At 66.9% G+C, this 22,616-nt stretch carries 24 protein-coding genes, 1 tRNA gene and 1 pseudogene; 11 read left to right on the top strand and 15 right to left on the bottom strand.

Annotated elements, in window-relative coordinates:
• Window positions 1-103 precede the first annotated feature (103 nt).
• The 5 genes from AC1DEM_RS20995 (at window position 104) to AC1DEM_RS20975 (ending at window position 3,166) form a co-directional block, all read left to right on the top strand.
• Window positions 104-292, top strand: a complete 189-nt coding sequence (locus AC1DEM_RS20995) for a hypothetical protein (protein WP_476886211.1) — start codon at window positions 104-106, stop codon at window positions 290-292.
• Window positions 292-417, top strand: coding sequence for a hypothetical protein (locus AC1DEM_RS20990; RefSeq protein WP_476886210.1), 126 nt, complete (start codon window positions 292-294; stop codon window positions 415-417). Before AC1DEM_RS20995 ends, AC1DEM_RS20990 begins: the two co-directional genes overlap by 1 nt.
• A 65-nt stretch (window positions 418-482) precedes the next feature.
• Entirely contained in the window at window positions 483-1,298 is an 816-nt protein-coding gene (locus AC1DEM_RS20985) for a glycerophosphodiester phosphodiesterase (protein ID WP_476886209.1), read from the top strand.
• Between the two features lie 185 nt (window positions 1,299-1,483).
• Window positions 1,484-2,377, top strand: a complete 894-nt coding sequence (locus AC1DEM_RS20980) for an alpha/beta hydrolase (RefSeq protein ID WP_476886208.1) — start codon at window positions 1,484-1,486, stop codon at window positions 2,375-2,377.
• Between the two features lie 24 nt (window positions 2,378-2,401).
• The gene (locus AC1DEM_RS20975) at window positions 2,402-3,166 is read left to right on the top strand and encodes a YaaA family protein (RefSeq protein ID WP_476886207.1); all 765 of its coding nucleotides are present in this window, start codon (window positions 2,402-2,404) and stop codon (window positions 3,164-3,166) included.
• Window positions 3,167-3,244: 78 nt separating this feature from the next.
• On the opposite strand, the gene AC1DEM_RS20970 is transcribed toward AC1DEM_RS20975, so the two are convergent.
• Both AC1DEM_RS20970 and AC1DEM_RS20965 read right to left on the bottom strand, forming a co-directional pair.
• Window positions 3,245-3,982 carry a zinc ribbon domain-containing protein gene (locus AC1DEM_RS20970; protein WP_476886206.1) on the bottom strand — a complete coding sequence of 246 codons (738 nt, stop codon included), beginning with the start codon at window positions 3,980-3,982 and terminating at the stop codon, window positions 3,245-3,247.
• Between the two features lie 123 nt (window positions 3,983-4,105).
• Window positions 4,106-5,029, bottom strand: a complete 924-nt coding sequence (locus AC1DEM_RS20965; protein ID WP_476886205.1) for a Nif3-like dinuclear metal center hexameric protein — start codon at window positions 5,027-5,029, stop codon at window positions 4,106-4,108.
• Window positions 5,030-5,128: 99 nt separating this feature from the next.
• Here AC1DEM_RS20965 and msrA point away from each other — a divergent pair, with 99 nt between their 5' ends.
• The 3 genes from msrA (at window position 5,129) to epsC (ending at window position 7,278) form a co-directional block, all read left to right on the top strand.
• Window positions 5,129-5,653, top strand: a complete 525-nt coding sequence (gene msrA / locus AC1DEM_RS20960) for a peptide-methionine (S)-S-oxide reductase MsrA (RefSeq protein WP_476886204.1) — start codon at window positions 5,129-5,131, stop codon at window positions 5,651-5,653.
• Between the two features lie 65 nt (window positions 5,654-5,718).
• The gene (cysK, locus tag AC1DEM_RS20955; RefSeq protein WP_476886203.1) at window positions 5,719-6,654 is read left to right on the top strand and encodes a cysteine synthase A; all 936 of its coding nucleotides are present in this window, start codon (window positions 5,719-5,721) and stop codon (window positions 6,652-6,654) included.
• Between the two features lie 39 nt (window positions 6,655-6,693).
• Window positions 6,694-7,278 (top strand): serine O-acetyltransferase EpsC, encoded by a 585-nt coding sequence (gene epsC / locus AC1DEM_RS20950; protein WP_476886202.1) that lies wholly within the window; start codon window positions 6,694-6,696, stop codon window positions 7,276-7,278.
• Between the two features lie 58 nt (window positions 7,279-7,336).
• Here epsC and AC1DEM_RS20945 read toward each other — a convergent pair whose 3' ends face one another.
• Both AC1DEM_RS20945 and gndA read right to left on the bottom strand, forming a co-directional pair.
• Window positions 7,337-8,170, bottom strand: coding sequence for an oxidoreductase (locus AC1DEM_RS20945; RefSeq protein ID WP_476886201.1), 834 nt, complete (start codon window positions 8,168-8,170; stop codon window positions 7,337-7,339).
• Window positions 8,171-8,276: 106 nt separating this feature from the next.
• Complete coding sequence (gene gndA / locus AC1DEM_RS20940) at window positions 8,277-9,713, bottom strand: NADP-dependent phosphogluconate dehydrogenase (RefSeq protein WP_018773415.1); 1,437 nt, start codon at window positions 9,711-9,713, stop codon at window positions 8,277-8,279.
• Window positions 9,714-9,990: 277 nt separating this feature from the next.
• On the opposite strand from gndA, the gene AC1DEM_RS20935 reads away from it, so the two are divergent.
• Window positions 9,991-10,719 carry a FadR/GntR family transcriptional regulator gene (locus AC1DEM_RS20935; RefSeq protein ID WP_476886200.1) on the top strand — a complete coding sequence of 243 codons (729 nt, stop codon included), beginning with the start codon at window positions 9,991-9,993 and terminating at the stop codon, window positions 10,717-10,719.
• 48 nt (window positions 10,720-10,767) lie between these two features.
• Here the strand turns inward: AC1DEM_RS20935 and AC1DEM_RS20930 are convergent, their stop codons facing one another.
• From AC1DEM_RS20930 to AC1DEM_RS20920, 3 genes are read right to left on the bottom strand one after another with little or no spacing between them, the layout of a single operon-like run.
• Window positions 10,768-11,832 carry an L-idonate 5-dehydrogenase gene (locus AC1DEM_RS20930; RefSeq protein ID WP_476886199.1) on the bottom strand — a complete coding sequence of 355 codons (1,065 nt, stop codon included), beginning with the start codon at window positions 11,830-11,832 and terminating at the stop codon, window positions 10,768-10,770.
• On the bottom strand, window positions 11,832-12,602 hold the full coding sequence (locus tag AC1DEM_RS20925; protein ID WP_476886198.1) for an SDR family oxidoreductase: 771 nt from the start codon (window positions 12,600-12,602) through the stop codon (window positions 11,832-11,834). The genes AC1DEM_RS20930 and AC1DEM_RS20925 overlap by 1 nt, the downstream gene beginning before the upstream one ends.
• Window positions 12,603-12,615: 13 nt before the next feature.
• Window positions 12,616-13,551, bottom strand: coding sequence for an NAD(P)-dependent oxidoreductase (locus tag AC1DEM_RS20920; protein ID WP_476886227.1), 936 nt, complete (start codon window positions 13,549-13,551; stop codon window positions 12,616-12,618).
• Between the two features lie 83 nt (window positions 13,552-13,634).
• Here AC1DEM_RS20920 and AC1DEM_RS20915 point away from each other — a divergent pair, with 83 nt between their 5' ends.
• On the top strand, window positions 13,635-14,699 hold the full coding sequence (locus AC1DEM_RS20915) for a D-2-hydroxyacid dehydrogenase (RefSeq protein WP_476886197.1): 1,065 nt from the start codon (window positions 13,635-13,637) through the stop codon (window positions 14,697-14,699).
• Window positions 14,700-15,236: 537 nt separating this feature from the next.
• Here AC1DEM_RS20915 and AC1DEM_RS20910 read toward each other — a convergent pair.
• The 8 genes from AC1DEM_RS20910 to AC1DEM_RS20875 all read right to left on the bottom strand — a co-directional run bounded on the left by AC1DEM_RS20910 (window position 15,237) and on the right by AC1DEM_RS20875 (window position 21,417).
• On the bottom strand, window positions 15,237-16,592 hold the full coding sequence (locus AC1DEM_RS20910; RefSeq protein ID WP_476886196.1) for an MFS transporter: 1,356 nt from the start codon (window positions 16,590-16,592) through the stop codon (window positions 15,237-15,239).
• A gap of 160 nt (window positions 16,593-16,752) precedes the next feature.
• Window positions 16,753-17,550, bottom strand: a complete 798-nt coding sequence (locus AC1DEM_RS20905; protein WP_476886195.1) for an IclR family transcriptional regulator — start codon at window positions 17,548-17,550, stop codon at window positions 16,753-16,755.
• Between the two features lie 168 nt (window positions 17,551-17,718).
• The gene (locus AC1DEM_RS20900) at window positions 17,719-18,549 is read right to left on the bottom strand and encodes a fumarylacetoacetate hydrolase family protein (RefSeq protein ID WP_476886226.1); all 831 of its coding nucleotides are present in this window, start codon (window positions 18,547-18,549) and stop codon (window positions 17,719-17,721) included.
• Window positions 18,550-18,834: 285 nt separating this feature from the next.
• On the bottom strand, window positions 18,835-19,125 hold the full coding sequence (locus tag AC1DEM_RS20895) for a hypothetical protein (protein WP_476886194.1): 291 nt from the start codon (window positions 19,123-19,125) through the stop codon (window positions 18,835-18,837).
• 205 nt (window positions 19,126-19,330) lie between these two features.
• A tRNA-Val gene (locus AC1DEM_RS20890) sits at window positions 19,331-19,406 on the bottom strand.
• Window positions 19,407-19,521: 115 nt separating this feature from the next.
• Window positions 19,522-20,466 (bottom strand): NAD-dependent protein deacetylase, encoded by a 945-nt coding sequence (locus AC1DEM_RS20885; protein ID WP_476886193.1) that lies wholly within the window; start codon window positions 20,464-20,466, stop codon window positions 19,522-19,524.
• Between the two features lie 4 nt (window positions 20,467-20,470).
• Window positions 20,471-20,968, bottom strand: coding sequence for a peroxiredoxin (locus tag AC1DEM_RS20880; RefSeq protein WP_476886225.1), 498 nt, complete (start codon window positions 20,966-20,968; stop codon window positions 20,471-20,473).
• 29 nt (window positions 20,969-20,997) lie between these two features.
• Window positions 20,998-21,417, bottom strand: a complete 420-nt coding sequence (locus AC1DEM_RS20875) for a DUF3052 domain-containing protein (protein ID WP_018773429.1) — start codon at window positions 21,415-21,417, stop codon at window positions 20,998-21,000.
• 411 nt (window positions 21,418-21,828) lie between these two features.
• Between AC1DEM_RS20875 and AC1DEM_RS20870 the strand changes: the two are divergent.
• Window positions 21,829-22,616: pseudogene (locus AC1DEM_RS20870) on the top strand (pyruvate dehydrogenase (acetyl-transferring), homodimeric type); the annotation flags it as partial.

Raw genomic sequence — 22,616 nt, 5'->3', positions numbered from 1 at the left:
TCCAGTCTACGGCCTCCCGGCCGGCGCAGCCGCACCGCGGCCTTTAGGGGCGGCCGGTGGGAGAATTGGAGCAGGATTCCTGCTAGTCAAGGAAGAGGTCCCGATGAACTGGACCGCCATCATCATCTGGCTGCTCGCGATCATCCTGGTGGGTATTCTCGCCAGGATGTCGATCAAGATTGTGCGTCAGTACGAACTCGGCGTCCTGTTCCGGCTGGGCCGGGCGGTCGCGGTCCGGATGCCCGGGCTGCGGTTGATCATCCCGGTAGTGGACCGGCTTCAGTTCTCCTGATGAGCACCATCGCCGAGTTGGCCGTCTTCCTGGCACGCGAGGACCACGCGGCTAGGACTGCGATGCCGGCGGCACCCGCCGTGGCACCGGTGGAGTCCCCGGCGCCACCGATCAAGGGCGCGTAGCGCCCGGGCCGCAGCGGCCGGTCCCACCCGGGCACGCCACGCCGCTACCGGGCTATGCTGGGGCAATGTTCAAGCTGGGAGCCCTGCTGCTGGGGCTGATGCTCTGCTCCGGTTGCACCGCTATGCCACCTCCGGCACCGGAACCGACGTCGGGGCCCGCGTCTGTGCGGCCGTCGTGGTCGTCGAGTTTCACCCTTGTGGCGCACCGGGGCGGCGCGCTGGTGAACCCTGAATCGTCTACGGAGGCCTTCCAGTCCGTGAGCAGGACCGGGTTCCCGATCGAGACGGATCTGCGGCGGCTGAAGGACGGGACCATTGTTCCGCTGCATGACGACACCGTGGACCGGACCATGACCGGTGTCACCGGCCGCCCGGCAAAGCTGAGCCCGGCCCAGTGGATGGCGGCGCGCATCAAGGCCCTGCCGGGTGGCGCCGAAGGCACCCCCACCACTTGGGAAGCTATGTTGGACGACTACGGTGGACGGAACCTCCTGGTCCCGGAAATAAAGGATCCGGGGATCGATCTAGCTGCGTTTGCCTCGTCCATTCTCAGACGCGGAGTCCAGGACAAAGTTATCGTGCAGACGTTCAGCTACCAGACGGCACGGAAACTGGCTGAATCCGGGCTGCACGTGCTGTATCTGCTGCGCAAGGGCGAGGAGCCCGATCCTGCCGCGATCCGCTCCAGCGGCATTGACCATGTGGGGCCGCACAAAAGCGTCGGCGCCGACTACTTGAGGACCCTGAAGGCGTCCGGACTGACTGTGTGGCCCTATACGGTCAACGACGAACCCACGGCGTCCCGCCTGCGCCGCGATGGCGCCGACGGCATTTTCACCGACGATCCATGGGAGTTGTCAAGGCAGCTGCAGCTGGGATAACGGAATTCCGGCGAGGTGGAAGGACGGGCTGACCGATACGCCGGGTTCTGTGTTCCCGCGTAGTTACCAGCGCCGGAGTAGCGGCATCCACGTGGCCAGGACGGCAATGCGGGCGGCACCCGCGGACTCGCCGGCGCCACCGATCAAGGCCGCGTAGCCCAGGCCGCCGGACCTATTATCGAGGAATGGACCAGTCCGCCCTGACCCGGCGCCGGCTGCTCGAGCTGGCAGGAATCGGCCTTGGCGCGTCCGCCCTCACTGCCTGCACTGACGGCATAGAGCCTGTCGACACGCCTGCGCCCATGCCAACCGGCCCGACGGCGACAGCACTGCCGGCGTCCGCGGGCCCGTTGACGCTCCGGGCCAGTTCAGGGTCATTCGTCTCGGCTTTCCGCCCCGGGATCGCCAGCCACTGGTCGCTGGCTGCACCCGAACTGCCGCCCGGCGGCGCGCAGCCCGAATTGCCCGTGGCCGTCTTCCTCCACGGACTGGGCGGCAGCCACGCCGACCTGCTCGAGGACTTGGCGGCCCATGAGTCTCTTCAACGGCACCTCGACGCCGACGGTACACCCTTCGCGATCGCTGCAGTGGACGGCGGAAACACGTGGTGGCACCCCCGCGCGGACGGCAGCGACACCCAGTCGATGCTGGTGAAGGAGTTTGTTCCGTTCCTGGGCAGCCAGGGCTACGACCTTGGCAGGATTGGCCTCTTCGGCATCTCCATGGGCGGCTTCGGTTCCCTCCTGCTCGCCTCGCAGGGCCGGCTGCCAGGAGTCCGCGCCGTCGCGGCCATGAGCCCGGCGGTCTGGGACCACTACGATCCACGCCAGGAATCCGCCTTCGACGGCCCGGCCGACTTCGCGGCCCATGATGTTTTCGCGCTCCGGCCACGGCTCGCGGCGGTGCCCAAGCGGATCGACTGCGGCACCGGGGACGAGCTTGCCGCCACAGTTCGCGCCTACCGCGCAGGACTGCCGGGCGAGGTCGAGGGCGGGTTCCGGCCCGGCGGCCACGACTACAGCTACTGGCGGTCCGTCCTGCCCGAGGTGTTCTCCTTCTTGGGCTACCACCTCGCCTGAACCCGCCGCCGGTAAGATCGAACGGTGCTAATTCTGTTGCCGCCCTCCGAGGGCAAGACTCCCGCTGTCGGTGCTGACGCCGCCGACTGGAGCGCTTTGAGCTTTCCCGCCCTCAACAGCGCACGGGCCAAGGTCCTCGAGGCGCTCGGCACCGTCAGCGCCCACGAGGACGCCTTGGCGCTGCTGGGCGTCGGCGCCTCGCTGAGTGCCGACGTCGAACGCAACACCCGCCTGCACGCGGAACCTGCCGCCCCGGCCCACCAGGTGTATTCCGGGGTGCTCTTTGACGCCCTCGGCTACGACTCGCTGACCCCGGCGCAGCGGAAGAAGGCCGATGCTTCGGTGCTGGTGGTCTCGGCCCTGTGGGGCGCCATCCGCTTCGCTGACCGCGTGCCCGCCTACCGGCTGTCGATGGGGATCTCGCTGCCCGACGTCGGGCGGCTCGCCTCGTTCTGGAAGCCGCGACTGGGCGACGCCCTAGCAGCAGCCACCACGGGTGAGCTGTTGGTGGACTGCCGGTCCAGTACCTACGCGGCGGCCTGGACTCCCCCGCCGGAACAGACGGTGGCCGTGAATGTCTTCACCGAAACCGCCGGCGTGCGCAAAGTGGTCAGCCACTTTGCCAAGCACACCCGTGGCGAGCTGGCCCGGCATTTGCTCAGCCGCAGGGGCAAGGCGCCCCAAACCCCGGCGCAGCTAAGGAAGGCCGTGGCGGAGAAGTGGGCTGCCGAACTCGTTGAGGGCACGGCCCGGAAGCCGCACACCCTGAACATCATCCTGCCCAACTGACTAGCAGCAGGGGCCGTTTTGAGCGCTCAAAACGGCCCCTGCTGCTAGTCAGTTGGGGTGGTTAGGCAGTTGGGGTGGTTAGGCCCACTCGGCCGAGCGGACCAGGATGCAGCCGGAGTCCGGGCAGAACACGATCTCGTCCTCGGCCGCGGCCTTGATCTCGGCCAGGTCGCCGGGGCTGAGGTGCATGCCGGAGCCTTCCGAGGTGCCGTGGAAGAGCCGGGCAGCGCCGACGCCGCGCTTGGCCAGGGTCTTCTCGTAGACGGCGAGCATTCCTGCGTCGAGTCCGGCGGCGAACTCGGCACGCTGCCCGCGCACCACGGTGGCTTCGGCGGCGATCTCGGCCAGCTGCTCGTCCAGTTCGGCACGGATGGAGCCGAAGGAGCCCTGGATGTCGTCCACGATCTGCTGCTGCGCCCCTTGGCGGGCGCGGAGCGAGTCGAGCCGTTCGAGGACTTCGAGTTCGACGTCTTCGAGGTCCGAGCGGCGCTTGTTCAGCGAGACGAGGTCGCGCTGCAGGGCGACGAGGTCCTTGGAAAGGCCCGTGCCGCTGTTGAGCCGCGCCTCGTCGCGTTCGATCCGCGAGGCGACCTGCTCGACGTCGGCCTCTGAGCGCTTGAGCTCGAGCTCGGCGTCGTGGACGGCCACCTTCGCGGCGCCAAGTTCACCGTTGGCCACGCTGAGGGCGGCCTCCAGGTCGGTGATCCGGGAGTCGCTTTCAAGGCTTCGTCGGCGGTTGGACAAGGACTTGAGCTTGGCATCCAGTCCCTGCAATTCGAGCAACTTCAACTGTTCCGCCGGTGCTGCCTTGGCCACTATTTACCTCCGCTAAATCCAATCCGGCCGAAGCCGGGCACCGTATCGGCGCTCCTAAGACTCTAGCGCCTAGCGTGCTCCCCGGCCTCGCTGCGCTCACCCGGGGCCCCTCGCACGCCAGGCTTAGCCCGGAGTCAGAATGAAGTCCCACGGGTCGCTGTTGGTGGTGCTGACCCGGATCTCGACGTCGTGGCCCTGATCGGTGAGCACATTGCCCAGCGCTTCGGCGGCGGCAGGGAGCCACAGCCATTCGCTGGCGAAGTGGGACACGTCGATCAGGTAGGGCCGGTCGTTGACCGCCGCCTCCCGGGCTTCCGATGCCGGGTGGTGCCGCAGATCCGCCGTCACGTAGACGTCCGCGTTGCTTGCCCGGACCTCGCCGAAGAGGGAATCGCCGGCGCCGCCGCAGACAGCCACCCGCCGGATCAGCCCGTCCCGGTCACCCGACACCCGCACGCCCCCGGCCACCGAGGGCAGGATGCCGAACACGCGGGCAGCGAAGTCACCCAGCGTCAGGACCTCTTCGAGGTCGCCGACACGGCCGATGCCTTCCTCCGGGAGCCCGTTCGCCGCAGGGGTCAGCGGGGCCACGTTCTGCAGGCCCAGAGCGTCAGCCAGGACGTCGGAGACGCCCCCGACGGCGGAGTCACCGTTGGTGTGAACGGTCATCAGCGCGGTCCCGGACTCGATGAGCCGGTGCACGGCTTTGCCCTTGGCCGTGTTCGCGGCGACGGACGTCACGCCCTTGAGCAGCAGCGGGTGGTGCGTGATGAGCAGCTCGGCACCGAAGTCGATGGCTTCCTCGATCACATCGGTGGTCGGATCGACTGCGAACATGACCCGGTGCACCTCGGCGCCCGGGTGGCCCGCCACGAGACCCACCTCGTCCCAGTCCTCGGCCAGCGACTCGGGCCAGAGCTCCTCCACGGCCAGCTGGATCATGCCCAGCGTCGCGGCGCCCGAGGCCTCACCGGTGCCCGTATCGCCGTCGACGGCGGCAGCAGGGCCGTCGGATTCCGCTGAAACATCGGTGTTCACAGGTTCCATACCCCCATTTTTACCCTATCCGCGCGCGCCCCGGTCACTCGTAACACTCTCGTAAGGTGGGTGGGGAATCATCGGGGCCCTCGAACCATTGAACAGTGCATGAGAACTTTTGTGCTCGGCGGAGGCTGCTTTTGGTGCCTCGACGCCGTCTACCAGAAAACCAAGGGCGTCAGCTCGGTCGTCTCGGGCTACACCGGAGGCCATGACCACAACCCCGACTACTACTCTGTATGCTCCGGGACCACAGGCCACGCCGAGGTGGTGGCGGTGACGTTCGACGAGGACATCATTCCCGCCGAGGTCATCCTGGACATGTTCTTCGCCCTCCACGATCCCACCACACTGAACCGGCAGGGCTACGACGTCGGGACCCAGTACCGGTCCTCGATGTTCTACGAGACCACCGAGGAAAAGATCCTGTTCGAGGAGGCGATCGAACGGAACCAGGCCCTGTGGAAGCACCCGATCGTCACCGAGGTCAGCCGGCGGCCGAAGTTCCATGTGGCCGAGGAAATCCACCAGGACTTCTACGCCAAGTACCCCGAGGAGGGCTACTGCAACGTCATCATCAACCCGAAGCTGGCCAAGGCGAGGAAATATTACTCTGCATGGCTTAATGCTTAGCTAGGGCCTGTGACCGCTCGTTAGGCTGACCTCAGTCAACCCTCCTCAAAGACAGGCATACATACATGGCACCGATCTATGACGATGTAACCCAGCTGGTGGGCGGAACTCCGCTGGTCCGGCTGAACCGGCTGACCGAAGGCCTGGACGCCACCGTGGCGGTCAAGCTGGAGTTCTACAACCCGGCCAACAGCGTCAAGGACCGGATCGGCGTCGCCATCATTGATGCTGCCGAGAAGTCCGGTGCCCTCAAGCCCGGCGGCACCATTGTCGAAGGCACGTCCGGCAACACCGGAATCGCCCTGGCCATGGTGGGCGCGGCCCGCGGCTACCGGGTCATCCTGACCATGCCCGAAACGATGTCCACCGAGCGCCGGGTCATGCTCCGCGCGTACGGCGCCGAGATTGTCCTGACCCCCGGCTCCGAGGGCATGCGCGGTGCCGTGGAGAAGGCCCAGGAGATCGTGGCCAACACGGAGAACTCCATCTGGGCCCAGCAGTTCGCCAACGAGGCCAACCCGGAGGTCCACCGCCGCACCACGGCCGAGGAAATCTGGACCGACACCGACGGGAAGGTGGACATCTTCGTCGCCGGCGTCGGCACCGGCGGCACCGTCACCGGCGTCGGCCAGGTCCTGAAGGAACGCCGGCCGGGTGTCCAGATCGTCGCCGTCGAGCCGAAGGACTCCGCCATCCTCAACGGCGGCGCCCCGGGCCCGCACAAGATCCAGGGCCTCGGCGCGAACTTCGTCCCGGAAATCCTGGACACCAACGTGTACGACGAGGTCATCGACGCCACCTTGGAAGACTCCGTCCGCGTGGCGCGCGAACTCGGCATCAAGGAAGGCATCCTGGGAGGCATCTCCTCCGGCGCCATCGTCTGGGCGGCCCTGGAGCTCGCCAAACGCCCGGAGAACGCCGGTAAACTCATTGTTGCAGTGGTTTGCGACTTTGGTGAGCGCTACATCTCCACCGTGCTGTACGACGACATCCGCGGCTAAGTCCCTGCCGCTGTCCCACGATTCCCCAGAAAGGTCTTTGTGAGCTTCTTCGCAAGACTGAAGGAAGACCTCGACGCCGCCCGGTCCCACGACCCGGCGGCTCGAGGTTCTTTTGAGAACTTCTTCGCCTATTCCGGCCTGCACGCAATCTGGTTCCACCGCCTGACGCACCGGCTGTGGCAAAACCCGGTCCTGCGGTTCCCGGCACGGCTCATCTCCCAGCTCGCCCGGTTCCTCACCGGCATCGAGATCCACCCCGGCGCGACCATCGGCCGGCGTTTCTTCATCGATCACGGCATGGGCGTGGTCATCGGCGAGACCGCCGAGATCGGCGAGGACGTCATGATCTACCACGGCGTGACCCTCGGTGGCCGCTCTCTCGCCAAGATCAAACGCCATCCCACCATCGAGGACCGCGTGGTGATCGGCGCCGGGGCCAAGATCCTGGGCCCCATCACCATCGGTCGGGACAGCGCCGTCGGCGCCAACGCCGTGGTGGTCAAGGATGCCCCGGCTGAATCGATCGTCACCGGTGTGCCGGCCACCTGGCGGCACCGCGACTCGCAGCGTGAGACCAAGCCCGCCGTCGACCCGGCCGAATACCTGATCGATTACCACATCTAGGACCCCTACTGACTGCCCGGCAGCGGTCCGGCGGCCCGCTCCCGGGGCCTCGGCGGTCCTACCCGGGGAACCGCTTGTAAATGTTCCACAGGATGGCGTCGAACGCCCGGTCCGGCAGCAGGTGGCGCAGCATGAGGATCCCCCGGGCGCTGGCACCCACCGGGTACCGTGTCTTGGGCCGCCGCGCCGTCGCCGCGTGCAGGATCGCCTCGGCGGCGAGCTCCGGCCGCGCCGAGGTTGCCGCGTTGTCCGTGGTGGCCAGCGCGGCCGCCACCACCTTGGCCTGGGCCCCGTACGGGCCACTCCCGGAGCTGGCCAACAGCCCCTGCGCCGCAATGGCGCCCCACTCCGACAGCGTCCCGGCGGGCTCGATGATGGCCACGTCGATGCCGTGCGGCTTGAGCTCGAGCCGCAACGAATCGCTCAGGCCCTCCACCGCAAACTTTGTCGCGTGGTACCAGGCGCCCAGCGGCTCGTACATCTTGCCGCCGATCGATGAGATGTTGATGATCCGGCCCGCCCGCGCGGCCCGCATGGCGGGGATCACGAGCTGCGTCATCCGCGCCAGGCCGAAGACGTTCACGTCGAACTGACGCCGCCCCTCGGCCAGCTCCACCTCCTCGAGCGAACCGTACGTCCCGTAGCCGGCGTTGTTGACCAGGACATCGATCCGGCCGTGCACGGCCAGCACTTCCCCGACGGCGGCGCTCATCGAGGCCTCATCCGTCACGTCCAATGCCATCACCTTGACGCCGGAGGCCTTCAACGGCTCCATTTTCTCCACCCGCCGGGCCCCGGCATAGACGGTGAAGCCGGCCGATGCAAGCTTTTTCGCGGTTTCAAAGCCGATCCCGGTGGACGCACCGGTGACAAACGCTACGGGCTGGGGCATGAGCAAAACTCCTTGGGCGCTGAACTCCTTCGGCAGGAGCGGCCGGAGACACGGACGGCCGGCGCCTCCCAGAGTATCTGGAAAGGGCCGGCCGTCTATGGTGCTGCTAGTGGGTGTCGACTGCCTCGATCTCGGACTTGTCCTCGCCCCAGAGGGTGTGGAACGTGCCCTCGGCGTCGACGCGGCCGTAGGTGTGCGCACCGAAGAGGTCGCGCTGGCCCTGGATGACGGCGGCCGGCAGGCGCTTGCGGCGCAGGCCGTCGTAGTAGGCCAGTGAGGAGGAGAACACCGGCACCGGGATGCCGAGCTGCACCGCGGTGGACACTACCCGGCGCCAGGCCGGGAGGACCTCGGCGATCGCCTTGGTGAACGCCGGCGCGAAGAGCAGGTTGGCCGGCTTCTCCGCCGCGGCGTAGGCCTTGGTGATCTCCTTGAGCAGTTCCGCGCGGATGATGCAGCCGCCGCGCCACAGCGAGGCGATCTCATCCAGCTTCAGGTCCCAGCCGTATTCCTTGGCCGCAGAGGTGAGCATGTCCAGCCCCTGGGCGTAGGAGACCAGCTTGGAGGCGTAAAGCGCCTGGCGGACGTCTTCGACGAAACTCTCGGGGACCTCGACGGCGGCCTCGCCGCCGGCCAGCAGCTCCTGGGCCAGCACACGCTGCTCCGCCTGCGAGGACAGGGCCCGGGCGAAGACGGACTCTGCGATGCCCGATGTCGGGGAACCGAGTTCGAGCGCGGAGATGACCGTCCAGCGGCCGGTGCCCTTCTGGCCGGCAGCATCCACCACGACGTCGACGAACGGCTTGCCGGTCTTCGCATCGACGTGGCCGAGGACCTCGGCGGAGATTTCGATCAGGAAGGAGGCGAGGTCGCCCTTGTTCCACTCTTCGAAGATCTTGGCCTGCTCGGCCGGTTCGATTCCGGCGCCGGAGCGCAGGAGGTCGAAGGCCTCGCCGATGACCTGCATGTCGGCGTATTCGATCCCGTTGTGGACCATCTTGACGAAGTGGCCGGCGCCGTCGGTGCCGATCCAGGCGCAGCAGGGCTGGCCGTCGACGTGCGCGGCGATCTTTTCCAGCAGCGGGCCGAGGGCGTCGTAGGACTCCTTGGAACCGCCCGGCATGATCGAGGGGCCGTTGAGGGCGCCTTCCTCGCCACCGGAGACTCCGATGCCGACGAAGTGCAGGTCCTTCTTGGCGAGCGCGGCCTCGCGGCGGCGGGTGTCCTCATAGTGCGAGTTGCCGGCGTCGATGATGATGTCGCCCGCCTCCAGAAGCGGCTCGAGCTGCTCGATCACGGAATCGACCGGCTTGCCGGCCTTGACCATGATCAGTACGCGGCGCGGCTTCTCCAGAGAATCAACGAGTTCCTGGAGGGTCTCCGTGCGGACGAAGTCGCCCTCATCGCCGTACTTGGCGAGCAGGGTGTCTGTCTTTTCCACCGACCGGTTGTGCAGGGCAACGGTGAAGCCGTTCCGGGCCAGGTTGCGTGCGAGGTTGGCCCCCATCACGGCGAGGCCGGTAACACCGATGTGTGCTGACATCAAAACTCCAATTCATTTCTGTGCACCATGATTTTGTGGACCATGGATGCACGGCGGTTCATCTAAGACGTTCATCTAGGACTCGGCAGGTTGCGCCGCAAAGGGCAGAACCCGCTCTTGAGGATTTGTGGCTGTCCATAAACCATATGTATTTCCGCGGGCTGCGGGAAAGCAGCGCCCACGTAGCGGAATACTGTGCGTCATAAACAGTCTATGATCACCGGCGCCCGCCACGCCGGTCGGCCCGGAGCAGGTCCACAGCATTATGCTTACGACTATGTCAACCAGCCTCCATCATCGTGCCATTGAGCACCTCGGAACCCGGATCGTGGCCGGCGAGCTGCCGCCCGGGCACGTCATGCTTGCGGAGCACCTTGAGGACGAACTCAAGGTCTCCCGCTCGGTGGTCCGGGAGGCCGTCCGGGTTCTCCAGTCCCTGGGCCTGGTTGAGACCATCAAGCGGGTCGGCATCCGGGTGCTGCCCTCGAACCGCTGGAACCCGTTCGATCCGCTCGTGATCCGCTGGCGCCTGGCCGGTGAGGGCCGCGGCGCCCAGTTGCGCTCCCTGGCCGAGCTCCGCACCGCCGTCGAGCCGGTGGCCGCCGAACTGGCAGCGGCCAACGCCCCCGAGGCACTCCGCCGGGAGCTCGTGGAGATCTCGCACGCCATGCGCGACGCCGGGCAGGCCGGGGACGTGCCCCGGTTCCTGGATCTGGACATCCTGTTCCATTCCCTGTTGCTGACCGGCTCCGGCAACGAGATGTTTGCCAACATGGTGGGCCAAGTGACCGAGACCCTGACCGGCCGCACCCTCCACGGCCTGATGCCGGACCACCCGCGGGAGACGGCGCTGCAGTGGCACGTGGAGGTGGCCGAAGCCATCGCCGCCGGGGATGCCGCCGCCGCCCGCGAGGCCTCCAACCGGATCATGCGGGAGACCATCTCGGAGATGGAGCCGAGCTGGAAGAACCAGCCGCGGGTGTTCGTCCCGGTCGAGCGGCACTAGCTCACCCCTGGCGGACCGGATCCCCGGGCCCGACGACGGCGGCGCGCCTCACGCCGGGGCCGGGCGGAAGTCCAGCAGGACCTTCCCGGAAACAGCCGCATTCCTGGCGACGTCGAACGCTTCCAGTCCGCGGTCCAGCGAAAAGGTGTGGGTGACCACGGGATCCACCAGCAGCGATCCGTCGGCGAGTGCACCGAGAACCTCATCGATTTCGTCGTTGAAGCGGAACGAGCCCACCAGCTCGAGCTCGCGCGTGATGGCCAGGGAGATCAGGACCGGCTGCGGGCCCGAGGGCAGCAGTCCCACCATCACCACCCTGCCGCCGCGGACCGCGCCCTTGATCGCAGAGGCCAGGCCCTGGTGGCTGCCTGAGGACTCGATGACGACGTCCGCCTCCACCGCCGCGATCGCCTCGACGTCGTCCCCCTTGAGGACGGCGTCGGCTCCCACGGCACGGGCGATTTCCAGCGGTCTGTCGTGCATGTCCACGGCCACGATCCGGACTGCGCCGGCCCGCTTGAGGACCGCCACCGCCAGCGCGCCGATGGGGCCGCTGCCGATCACCAGCGCCGTCTTTCCCGCGACGTCCCCGGCGCGCGACACGGCGTGCCATGCGACGCTGGCCGGTTCCGCCAGGGCCGCGGTCCGCAGTTCCAGGCCCGCCGGCAGGGGCCGGAGCATCCTGGCAGGCAGCGTGGCGTAGCGGCTGAAGGCCCCGTCGGTGTGCGGATAGCGTGCGGCGCTGCCCAGGTAGGTGCACCCTGGTGACAGGTTGGGCCGGTCTGCGGGGTACCGGGCGCTGCCCGGACCGGGTGTGGCGGGATGGACTGCGACGGGCGTGCCGGGCGCTGGGCCCGATCCGTCCGCGGCGGCCCGGACCACGGTTCCCACGATCTCGTGGCCCAGGACCAGGGGAGCTTTCAGGATGGATTCGCCCGCCGCACCGTGCAGCCAGTAGTGCAGGTCGGAGCCGCAGATGCCGCCGAAGGCCACTTCGATGACGGCCTCATCGGGCGCCGGTGCAGGCACGGGAATGTCCTCGATCCGCAGGTCTCCCGCCGCGTGGGCCACCACCGCCGGGGCCGTGGCCGGGAGTTGTGCCGCGGCGCCCATTAGACCACCACCGTCATTCCGCCGTCGATGAAGATGGTTTGGCCGTTGACGAAGTCCGAGCCGCTGGAGGCCAGCCACACCGCGGGACCGGCCAGGTCCTGCACGGTCCCCCACCGGTGCGCCGGGGTCCGGCCCAGGATCCAGGCGTTGAACGCCTCATCGTCCACGAGGTTCTGCGTCATCTCGGTATGGATGTAGCCCGGCGCGATGCCGTTGATCTGCAGCCCGGACCCGGCCCATTCCGCGGTCATCGCCCGGGTCAGGTTCCGCAGCCCGCCCTTGGCCGCCACATAGGGGGCGATGGTGGGCCGGGCGAGGTCGGTCTGGACCGAGCAGATGTTGATGATCTTGCCCCGGCCCCGGAGGATCATGTGCCGGGCCGCGGCGCGGCCCACCAGGAAGGCGCTGGTCAGGTCCGTGGCGATCACCCGGTCCCAGTCCGCGACGTCGAGCTCCAGCATCGGGACCCGGTGCTGGATGCCGGCGTTGTTCACCAGGATCGCCAGCGGCCCCACGTTCTCCTCCACCCAGGCCACGCCCCGGGCGGCCTCGGCGTCGCTGGTGACATCGAAGGCGCAGCCGTGCACCCGGCCCGGCGGGTAGTCCGCGGCCATCGCGGCCTCGGCGGCCTTGAGCCGGGCCGGGTTGATGCCGTTGAGCACCACGGTGGCGCCGGCGTCGGCCAGGGCCCGGGCCAGGGCGTTGCCGATCCCCCGGCTCGAACCGGTCACCAGGGCTACACGCCCCGTCAGGTCAAATAGTCCATTCATGGTTTGCTGATCCTCATTTGGTCTTCACTGCTGGATTAACTGTTGTGCTGACTGTGGTGTTGTCGCTGAGATTCGAGATGGTTTGCCGCACGACGGCGAGGTCCCGGTCCCCCAGCCCTTGGCGCTTGAGTTCCGCGTAGAGCTCGACGCCGGCGGCAGCCATCGGTACCGCGGCACCGGCCGCCGAGGCGCTTTCGAGCACGAAGGACAGGTCCTTGTGCATGAACTTGGCCGGTCCGGTGGGCTCGTAGTTCTTGGCGGCGAGCCGTGGCCCCACGATGTCCAGGACCCGGCTGCCGGCCAGTCCGCCCGCGAGCACTTCGTAGAGGGCGGCCACGTCCATGCCGGAGCGTTCGGCGAGCTCCGCGGCCTCGGCGAGCGCCGCCGTCGTAGTTCCGACGATCAGCTGGTTGCACGCCTTGGCGAGCGATCCCGCACCCAGCGGTCCGAGCCGCCGCACGGTGCTACCCATCGCGCTGAAGAGCGGCAGGAGCCGGCGGAAGTCTTCCTCGCTGGCGCCGGCCATGATGGCGAGGGTTCCGTCCACCGCACCTTTCGTGCCGCCGCTGACGGGCGCATCGACGACGACGGCGTTGCCTCCGCTCGCCTCCGCGACGCGCGCCCCGAATTCTTGCACCGCAGAGGGCGAGACGCTGCTCATGACCACCACGGCGGTTCCGGGGGCGGGCGGCCTGGCGGCCCAGCCGGCCAGGAGCGGGGCGCTGACATCTTCAATGTCGGACAGATCCGGGAGCATGAAGACGATGACGGGCAGGTCGCGGAGAGCCTCGGCCGCGGCCACGCTGGATCCGCCCCGGGCCACGAAGGCCTCCAGGGCCGCCGGCGACCGGTTCCAGGCGCTGACGGCCCACCCCGCCGCGAGGAGGTTGGCGGCCATCGGCGCACCCATCAGTCCGAGGCCGACGAAGCCGGCCTCCTTGCGGTCCATCTCCATGCTGCCTCACATCGTCGTGGCTAATCTTTGCAGTGGTTAACATTTGAAACTGTTCAGCATTCTAGCCTCCATTCAGTATGATGAACACTATGACGACCCAAACCACCGTCGCGATCGCCGTCCCGCTCGAAGCAGAGCTGGTGGAACGCATCCGCGCCGTAGACCCGTCCGTGACCGTCCTCTACGAGCCCGAGCTCCTGCCGCCGGAACGCTTTCCCGCCGACCATGCGGGCGATCCGGACTTCCGCCGGACGCCAGAACAGGAAGAGCGCTACTGGGACATGCTCAACAAGGCCCAGGTCCTGTACGGGCTCCCCAACGAAAGCCCGGCGGGCCTCGCCAGGATCGCCGGCAGCAACCCCCGCCTTGAGTGGATCCATGCCATGGCGGCAGGTGCCGGCGGTGCCGTGAAGGCCTCGGGACTGGACGCCGCGACGCTACAGAAGTTCAAGGTCACCACCTCCGCCGGGGTGCATGCCCTGCCGCTGGCCGAATTCGCCGCCCTCGGCATCCTGAACGGCTTCAAGCGCAGCGCGGAACTGGCCCAGGACCAGGCCGCCAGGCTCTGGCCCGAGCTCCGCACCCCCACCCGCCTGGTTAATGGCTCCCGCCTGGTGGTCACCGGGCTGGGCGAGATCGGGCTCGAGACCGCACGGATCGCCCGCGCCCTGGGCATGATCGTCAGCGGCACCAAGCGGACCGTGGGGCCCATCGACGGGATCGACGTGGTCACGGACAACGACGGCCTCGCCGGGCTGCTCGGCACCGCAGACGCCGTCGTCAACACCCTTCCCGGCACGCCGTACACCGAGAAGCTCTTCGGCCGCGAGGTCTTCGCTGCCATGAAGCCCGGAACCGTCTTCGTCAACGTGGGCCGCGGCACCGTGGTGGATGAGGAGGCGCTCCTGGAGGCGCTGGGCAACGGCCAGGTCTCCTACGCCTGCCTGGACGTCTTTGCCGTGGAGCCGCTCCCGCAGGACAGCCCGCTGTGGACCCACCCCAGGGTGATGGTCTCCCCGCACACCTCGGCCCTCAGCGCAGCCGAAAACCGGCTGATCGCCGAGCGCTTCTGCAGCAACCTGCGGACCTACCTCGACGGCGGCGAACTCCCCCACCTCGTGGACACGGTCCACTTCTACTAAACCCCGCTTCCGCACCAAGCACCCAGGGCGGCCCCACCGGAAACGGTCGGGCCGCCCTTTGCTGTCCGGCGCGCCGCGCTGGGCCGCGTTGGGCCGCAGCTCCGGCTGGCGACGCGCACTCACCCTGACGCCGCACCTCCCGCTCCGCGACGCGGCTTTTGCCCGGCGATGCGTGTCCCGCTCCGCGACGCGGCTCTTTCCCGGCGATGCGTGTCCCGCTCCGCGACGCGCATATTGCGTGTCGACGCGGGTATTCCGGTCGCGCCGGGTATTGTGCGCGGCGCCAAGCGCTTCCCGTGTCGCAGAAATGGCCGTGGCCCCCCTGGGCGGAAGGCGACGCGCATCCACCCTGACGCCGCACCTCCCGCTCCGCGACGCGCATATTGTCCCTCGACGCAGGTATTTCGGTCGCGCCGGGTATTGTGCGCGGCGCCAAGCGCTTCCCGTGTCGCAGAAAAGGCCGTGGCCCCTTCCTGGGCGGAAGGGGCCACGGCCTGAAGTGTCCCGCAGGGGGCGGGCTGAGAAGGGCGGCTGCGCCTAGCTGGCGTCCTCAATCAGGAGGAGGTCGCGTCCCACCGTCTCGGGAGTGAAGAAGGTGGTGACGAACGAGATCAGCGCAAGCACCAGCGAGTAGATGGCAAGGACCAGCCAGGAATGGTCCGTGGCGGCCAGAAGCGCGGCGCCTACCAGCGGGACCATCCCACCGGCCAGGACGGCGGAGAACTCGCGGCTCATGGCCACGCCGGTGAAGCGGTACTGCGAGCCGAAGAGTTCAGGCAGCAGCGGGCACTGCGGGCCGAGCATGGACTGAACGCCGAGGGCGATGCCCACCACCATGACAATCCAGACGAGTGTGACGTTGCCCAGGGTGACCAGGTAGAACGCCGGCAAGGCGATGAGCGCCTGGAACAGTGCACCGTAGCGGTAGACCGGAACGCGGCCGAACCTGTCCGAGAGCGCGCCGAAGGTGATCACCATGACGGCGGCGAACCCTGCTGCAATGAGCAGGCCAACCGGACCGATGAATTTGTCGCCGGGAAAAACGCCGTCCTTTGACGCCAGGAACGCGATCAACAGGGCGGAGTAGATCGAGGAGTTCCCGTTTTCGCCCATCCGAAGGCCGATGCCGATCAGCACGTTCTTCTTGGAGTGCTTCCACAGCTGGCCGATGGGGTTCTTGACCACATTCTTGTGCTTCTCCAGCTCCTGGAACACCGGCGTTTCCTTCAGCCGAAGCCGAATGAATAGGGCCACCACAATCAGGAGCACACTGGCCAGGAAGGGCACCCGCCACAGCCAGCCTTGCAGGGTGGCCTTGTCGGCCATGGCAATGAGGGCAAACGTGCCGGCGCCGAGCAAGGTGCCCAGCTGGATGCCGACGAACGGGAGAGCGGCGAAGAAACCACGACGGCGGCGCGGCGCGACTTCGGAGATCAGCGTGGTGGCGCCCGCCTGTTCCGCACCGGCACCCAGCCCCTGGCAAATGCGCAGGAACACCAGGAGCACGGCGCCCACCATGCCTGCCTGATCGTAGGTCGGCAGCAGGCCGATGGCAAAGCTGGCGGTCCCCATCAGGGCGATGGTGAGGATGAGGACCATTTTGCGGCCGAACCGGTCGCCGATGTAGCCGAAGACCATTCCGCCAAAGGGCCGTGCCGCGAAACCTACGCCGTACGTGGCGAAGGAAGCGATCAGGGCTCCGTCCTCGCCGAGCGGCGCGAAGAACAGCGGGCCGAAGATCAGGGCCGAGGCCAGGCCATAGATGTAAAAGTCGTAGTACTCCAGAGCGGAGCCTACAGAGCTGGCAAGCGTTGCCCGTCGCAGCTGTTCCGGATCGACGACGGCGCCGTCCGCTTCAGCGAGCGATGTATTAGTACGAGTTGTCACAAGCACTCCCTCAAGAACACTCCAGAACCCCGTTGGCCTGGTGGGATGTGAGCAACCCCTCAAGGAGTCGATCACTATGTTGAACAGAGTACAGCATAGTGATCGACTAACCAATGAATAATCAGACTTATTCGTGGCGCCTCAGGACGGCCCGGCGTTACGGGCCCTAGCCCATGGGATTGCCCAGGGACCGGGCAAGGTCCTTGAGTTCCTTCACCATCAGGGCGCCTTGCTCCTGCGAGTATGTCGCCTTCAATGCAGTGACCGAGAGGCCGAGACTGGGACCGTGGGCACCCCGCGTCGGGACGGCCACGGCCAGACACACGACGCCGGTGGTGGATTCCTCGTCCTCGAACGCGTATCCCTGCTCCCGGATGACGCTGAGTTGTGCCTTGAGTTCAGCTCCGGTGCGCAACGACTTCGGCGTCAGGACCGGCAGTTCGGCGTCGTCGGCAAACATCGCGTCGACGTCGTGGTCATGCAGTCGCGCTATCAACGCCTTGCCCACGGCGCAGAGGGAAACCGGCATCTTGTCGCCGATGTTGGATGTCAGGCGTACCGCGGGGTGTCCCTCATAGCGGGCGAGATAGATGACATTCGTTCCATCCAGCATGGCAATCCGGACCGTCTCTCCTGAAAGTGTCGGCGCCTGTTCACAGAACCGGTAGAACTCCTGAACCTCGTCGAGGCGGCTGAGGTACGCCGCACCCAGCTCAACCAATTTGCGGCCGAGGGTGAACTCCGCGCCCTGGCGGTGGATAAGCCTGGCCTCCTCGAGTGCGAGCAGCAGGTTGGAGGTTGAGGACTTCGGAATCCCCAGCTCCCTGGCCAGATCACTGAGCGTGAGGCGTCCGGTCGCGGATGCGGCCAGGGCTTCCAGCACGGCGGCGGCACGGGTGACAGCCGGTGCGGGTGAGGCGCTCCCCAATCCGTCGGAGGTTCGGGAAACTCGGGAATCGGCCATGATTCTCCTTCAGGTATCGCGCGCAAGTCGCCGCGGCACTCAATCGAATGCCGTCCAGTCGGCTGAACAGTAACCATCATAATGTCTGGCGTCGTGAATCGGGACCCGGCCGACGCCGCAGACCCGTGGCTCCCCTGCCAGCGCTCCGCGGTGTGAACGGCCGGCCCGTCAGGGAGCGGACACCACGGGATTGGTCAGCTGGCCGATGCCTGCAATGTGGCACGTGACAGAGTCTCCGGGAACGATTGGCGCGGACTCGGCGGGAAAGCCCGTCAGGACTACGTCGCCCGGGTGCAGAGTCATGAAGGACGTCAGATAGGCGAGGATTTCCTCCACCCTCCAGCCGAGATCGGCGGAGCTGGCCGCCTTGAGTTCCGCTCCGTTGTGGTTGATTCCGATCGCCAAGTCGTCCCCCGTCAGGTCCGTGACAATCCACGGCCCCAGGGGCGTGAACGTGTCCTGGCTCTTGGCGCTGATCCACAGTTCGTCGGATTTCTGCAGATCCCGGGCGGAGACGTCGTTTCCAATGGTGTAGCCCAGGACTGCACCCCTGGCGTTGCCGGGCGTTAGCCCGCGGGACCTGCTCCCAACGACGATTGTCAGTTCAGCCTCCGGCTCGACGCAGCCCACCCCCGGACGCAGTTCGATTGGGTCTCCGGGGCCAACCACGCTGGTGGCCGCCTTATGGAAAGCCTGCGGCGGAAGCTCGCGGCCCGCGCGGCCGGTATTGTGCGCCATGCCCAGGACGTTGGCGGGGACGCTGGGCGCGAGGAACGTAAATGAGGCCTCATCCACGGTCGCGCCGATTTCCCAGCCGCTGCGGGGCGGGCTGCCGGCGTTGGCCGCAGAACCGGGGAATGGGGAGGTGGTAACCGTCCACAACGTGCCGGCCGAACTGCCAAAGTCCGGTGCGTCGTTGGCGACGAAGAAGTGTTCGTCCTCGGCCGCACGGGAAAGGGGGCGGACTCTGGCGATTCGGCGGGCAGTAATGGCGGTCATGGCGGTCATGAAAACATCCTAGGCGGCAGGGTCTCGCACCCCGGAATAAGGCCATCGAATAGCCTAATTGCGGTGGCGTCGAAACGCCGTCGGTGTTTCACATTTCCAATCGATCACGGTATATTCGTTACAAGCCTTCCACCGCGGCATCCCCCAATAGTCGCGGTGGAAGGCTTTTCCAATGCCCGGGTGACACCGGTGTCCGGGACCATCCTCAGGAGCTGGCGGAACCGCCCGTCGACGCCGGCCCCGGCACTCTAGGCGCGACACCCTAGGCCCTGCACCCTACGCGGCGTCCGCAACCGCCTCCCGCAGCCGCCAGCCGCCGCCGAGCCCGTCCCGGATCAATTCCATGGTGGTCAGGGCCGATCCGCGGTTGCGGCCCAGCCTTGCCTGGATCTGCCAGACCTCGACGTCCACTCGGCTCAGGCCCTTGGGCATCCGGCGCTCGGCCTCCCACCAGCTGACCCGCTCGAACCAGCGCACCGGCTCGGCCCCGACCAACCACTCCCTGCCCCCGCGGACCACGGCCAGCGGCCGCCCGTCCGGGCCTGTCTTCACCATCACGTGCTCCATGCCCCACACGCTAGGGCGGGGCTCGGACATTTTAGGGCCCGGGCAATTTCTCGGACATTTAGGGCTCGGGCAATATAAGGGCATGGGCATTTCCGGAGCACAGACATTCCACTGAACCGGCGGTCGGAAAGCGTCCGACCGGGTCAACTGGACGCACAAAACCCCGCCTTGCGGACCTTGCGGTCTTGCATGACGGGGTTTCCTGTGGTGGGTCCTACCGGGATCGAACCGATGACATCCACGGTGTAAACGTGGCGCTCTACCAGCTGAGCTAAAGACCCAAACCGCGGTATCGGCGCCTCAGCGCTTCAACCAACGAACAGTTACTGTACCGGATGTCACCGGCTAAGCGCCAATCGCCAAGCCAATCGCCAAGCCAATCAGCCAGGGCCGTTCTTACAGTGCCGGCAGCTCGGCGGCGAGCCAGGTCAGGGCCCCGCTGACGCCGGCGTCCAACTTGATGGTGGCGAGGTTGTCCCCGCGCGTCGGTCCCCTGTTGATGATGACCACGGTTTTGCCCTGCTTCGCCGCGTGGCGGACAAAACGCAGGCCGCTCATCACTGTGAGCGACGAGCCGGCCACGAGGAGGGCACGGGCCGCGTCAACCATGGCGTAGGAGCGCTCGACGCGGTCCTTGGGCACATTTTCCCCGAAATAGACGAAGTCCGGTTTCAAGGTTCCCGCGCAGGCCGGGCAGCGGGCGACGACGAACGATTCGATCAGTCCAGCGTCCTCGACTGTGGCATCGGCGTCGGGGGCCATCTCAACCACCCCGGCGGCCTGCGCCCGTTCCAGGAATCCGGGGTTGAGTTCCTCCAGGACGCTGGCCAGCATCCGGCGGCTGAACAGCCGGCGGCAGTCCAGGCACACAACCTGGTCGAACCGGCCGTGCAGGTCCACGACATTGACGCTGCCGGCGTCCTCGTGGAGACGGTCGACGTTCTGGGTGATGAGTCCGGTGAGCAGTCCCCGCTGTTCCAGCCGGGCTACCGCGGCATGGCCGGCATTGGGATCCGCCCGCCGCAGGTGCGACCAGCCGATGTGGTTGCGGGCCCAATAGCGTCGCCGGTTTCCGGGTTCGCCGATGAATTCCTGGTAGGTCATGGGGGTCCGCGGCGCGGCGCCGGGCCCGCGGTAATCCGGGATGCCCGAATCCGTGCTCAGGCCGGCACCGGTCAGCACGGCAAACTGCCGCCCGGACAGCAGGGCGTGGATGTCCTGGAGGATCCCGATTTCGCTGCGCTGCAGCTCCGCGGCGGTCTGGGCGGCACTCTCGGCGGCCTTGACCGGCGGGAGGCTGGCGAACCCGGTCATGCCGATTCCTGGCCGCCGCTGCCTCATCGGATCAGTTCCCGCCGAGTCCCGCGAGTGCTGTCCGGTATTCGGCAAGGTCCCGGGCCTGGCCGCGGGGATTCACCACCACGTAGCGAACGATTCCCGCCGCGTCGATGATAAAGGTGCCGCGCAGTGCCATCCCGCTCTCAGAGTCGAACACCCCGTAGGCCGAAGCCACGGCGCCGTGCGGCCAAAAGTCGGCGAGCAGGTCGAAGCCGTAGCCTTCCTTCTCGGCGTAGGCCCGTTGGGCGAACTTGCTGTCCACCGAGACAGCCAGCACGGCGGCATCGGCATCCTCGAACAGAGCCAGGTTGTCCCGGATTTCGCAGAGTTCCCCGGTGCAGATGCCGGAGAAGGCGAAGGGATAAAAGACGATGACCACGTTGCGGCCGCGGAAGTCCGAAAGGCGCACCGGTTCGCCGAATTGATTGGCAAGCTCGAAATCCGGGGCGGGTTCGCCGACGCCGGGAACGGGCGCGACGGCGGCTAGCAGCGCAGCGGCAGACACCGCAGTGGCCTCGTGCTGGGCCGCTTGGGTCACTTGTTCTTCCGCGTAACCAGCCGGGTGGCGCTCCAGTCCTTCGAGACGCCGGCGGAAGTCGTGTAGTGGAGCCCTGCTGTGGGCGCGGCATCCTGGATGTCCGCCGGCGACACATAGCCGTCCCGGCCGGACTTGGGAGTCAGGACCCAGACAACGCCGCCCTCGGTGAGCGTGGTCAGCGAATCGACCAGCGTGTCAACAAGGTCTCCGTCACCTGCCCGCCACCAGAGAATGGCGGCATCGACCACCTCATGGTCGTCCTCGTCGAGAAGCTCAGAGCCCGTGAGATCTTCGATATCGTCTCGCAAGTCGAAGTCGACGTCGTCGTCATAACCGAATTCCTGAATCAGGTCCCCGTCTTTGAAACCCAGTTTCTCCGCCACATTTACCGAAGTGGCGGCGTCGGCCTCGCTCACGTGTTGCTCCTATGCTTTGTGAATTGCTTCATGTTTTCAATGGCACTAGTGATTTCCATTACTCCAAGCCAACACCCTTTGAGCTCTCGCTTCAAGCTGTTGGCACCGCGATCCGCCATATTCTGCGTCACACAGCGCGATCCGAAGGCTGCCGGGCAGCGCTTCGTCACACAACCAGTATGCCCGTGAAATACGGTGGCGGGTCCATGCGGCGGCTACGCATCCATCTCCCAGCACGACTAGAGTGGCTGATGACGACTACGCCTGCCCGGGCAACCGCCCGGCTAATTACAGGCAGGCGTACCGTGATTGGACCTTTGCCCGGCGCATACGACCGGGCTGTTGTAACCGATATGTCGCCCACGTCGCGTTCACGCCTGGCAGTCACCCTGCCCGGAGCTGAGGGTGCCGATGGATGCGCTCAAAGAGAGGTTGGACGTGGCTGCAGGAGAAGATACCTCCCATATCCTCAGCGGGTTGACAAACCAGCTGCCTGATCGTGATCCGGAAGAGACCGCCGAATGGCTGGAGTCCCTGGATACCCTGATTCAGGAACAGGGCACGGAACGTGCCCAGTACATCATGCGCAGCCTGCTTCAGCGGGCCGGGGCGCAGAGCGTGGGTGTTCCGATGGTCACCACCACGGACTACGTCAACACCATCCCGGTGGACCAGGAAGCGGAGTTCCCCGGGGACGAGGAGATTGAGCGTAAGTACCGTGCCTGGCTGCGCTGGAATGCCGCCGTCATGGTGCACCGGGCGCAGCGGGCCGATATCGGCGTCGGCGGGCACATCTCCACCTACGCCGGTGCCGCGACGCTGTACGAGGTCGGGTTCAACCACTTCTTCCGTGGCAAGGACCACCCCGGCGGCGGGGACCAGGTCTTCTTCCAGGGCCATGCCTCCCCCGGCATGTACGCCCGCGCCTTCATGGAGGGCCGGCTCTCCGAGGAGGACATGGACGGTTTCCGGCAGGAGAAGTCCAAGGAGGGCCATGCCCTGTCCTCCTACCCGCACCCGCGGCTGATGCCGGAGTTCTGGGAATTCCCGACGGTCTCGATGGGCATCGGCCCGATGAACGCGATCTACCAGGCGCAGTCCAACCGGTACCTGCACAACCGCGGCATCAAGGACACCTCGGACCAGCAGGTCTGGGCGTTCCTGGGCGACGGCGAAATGGACGAGCCCGAGTCCCGCGG

This window comes from Arthrobacter sp. 05T420 (assembly GCF_056396305.1).
This window is presented reverse-complemented; position numbering and strand designations above follow the sequence as displayed.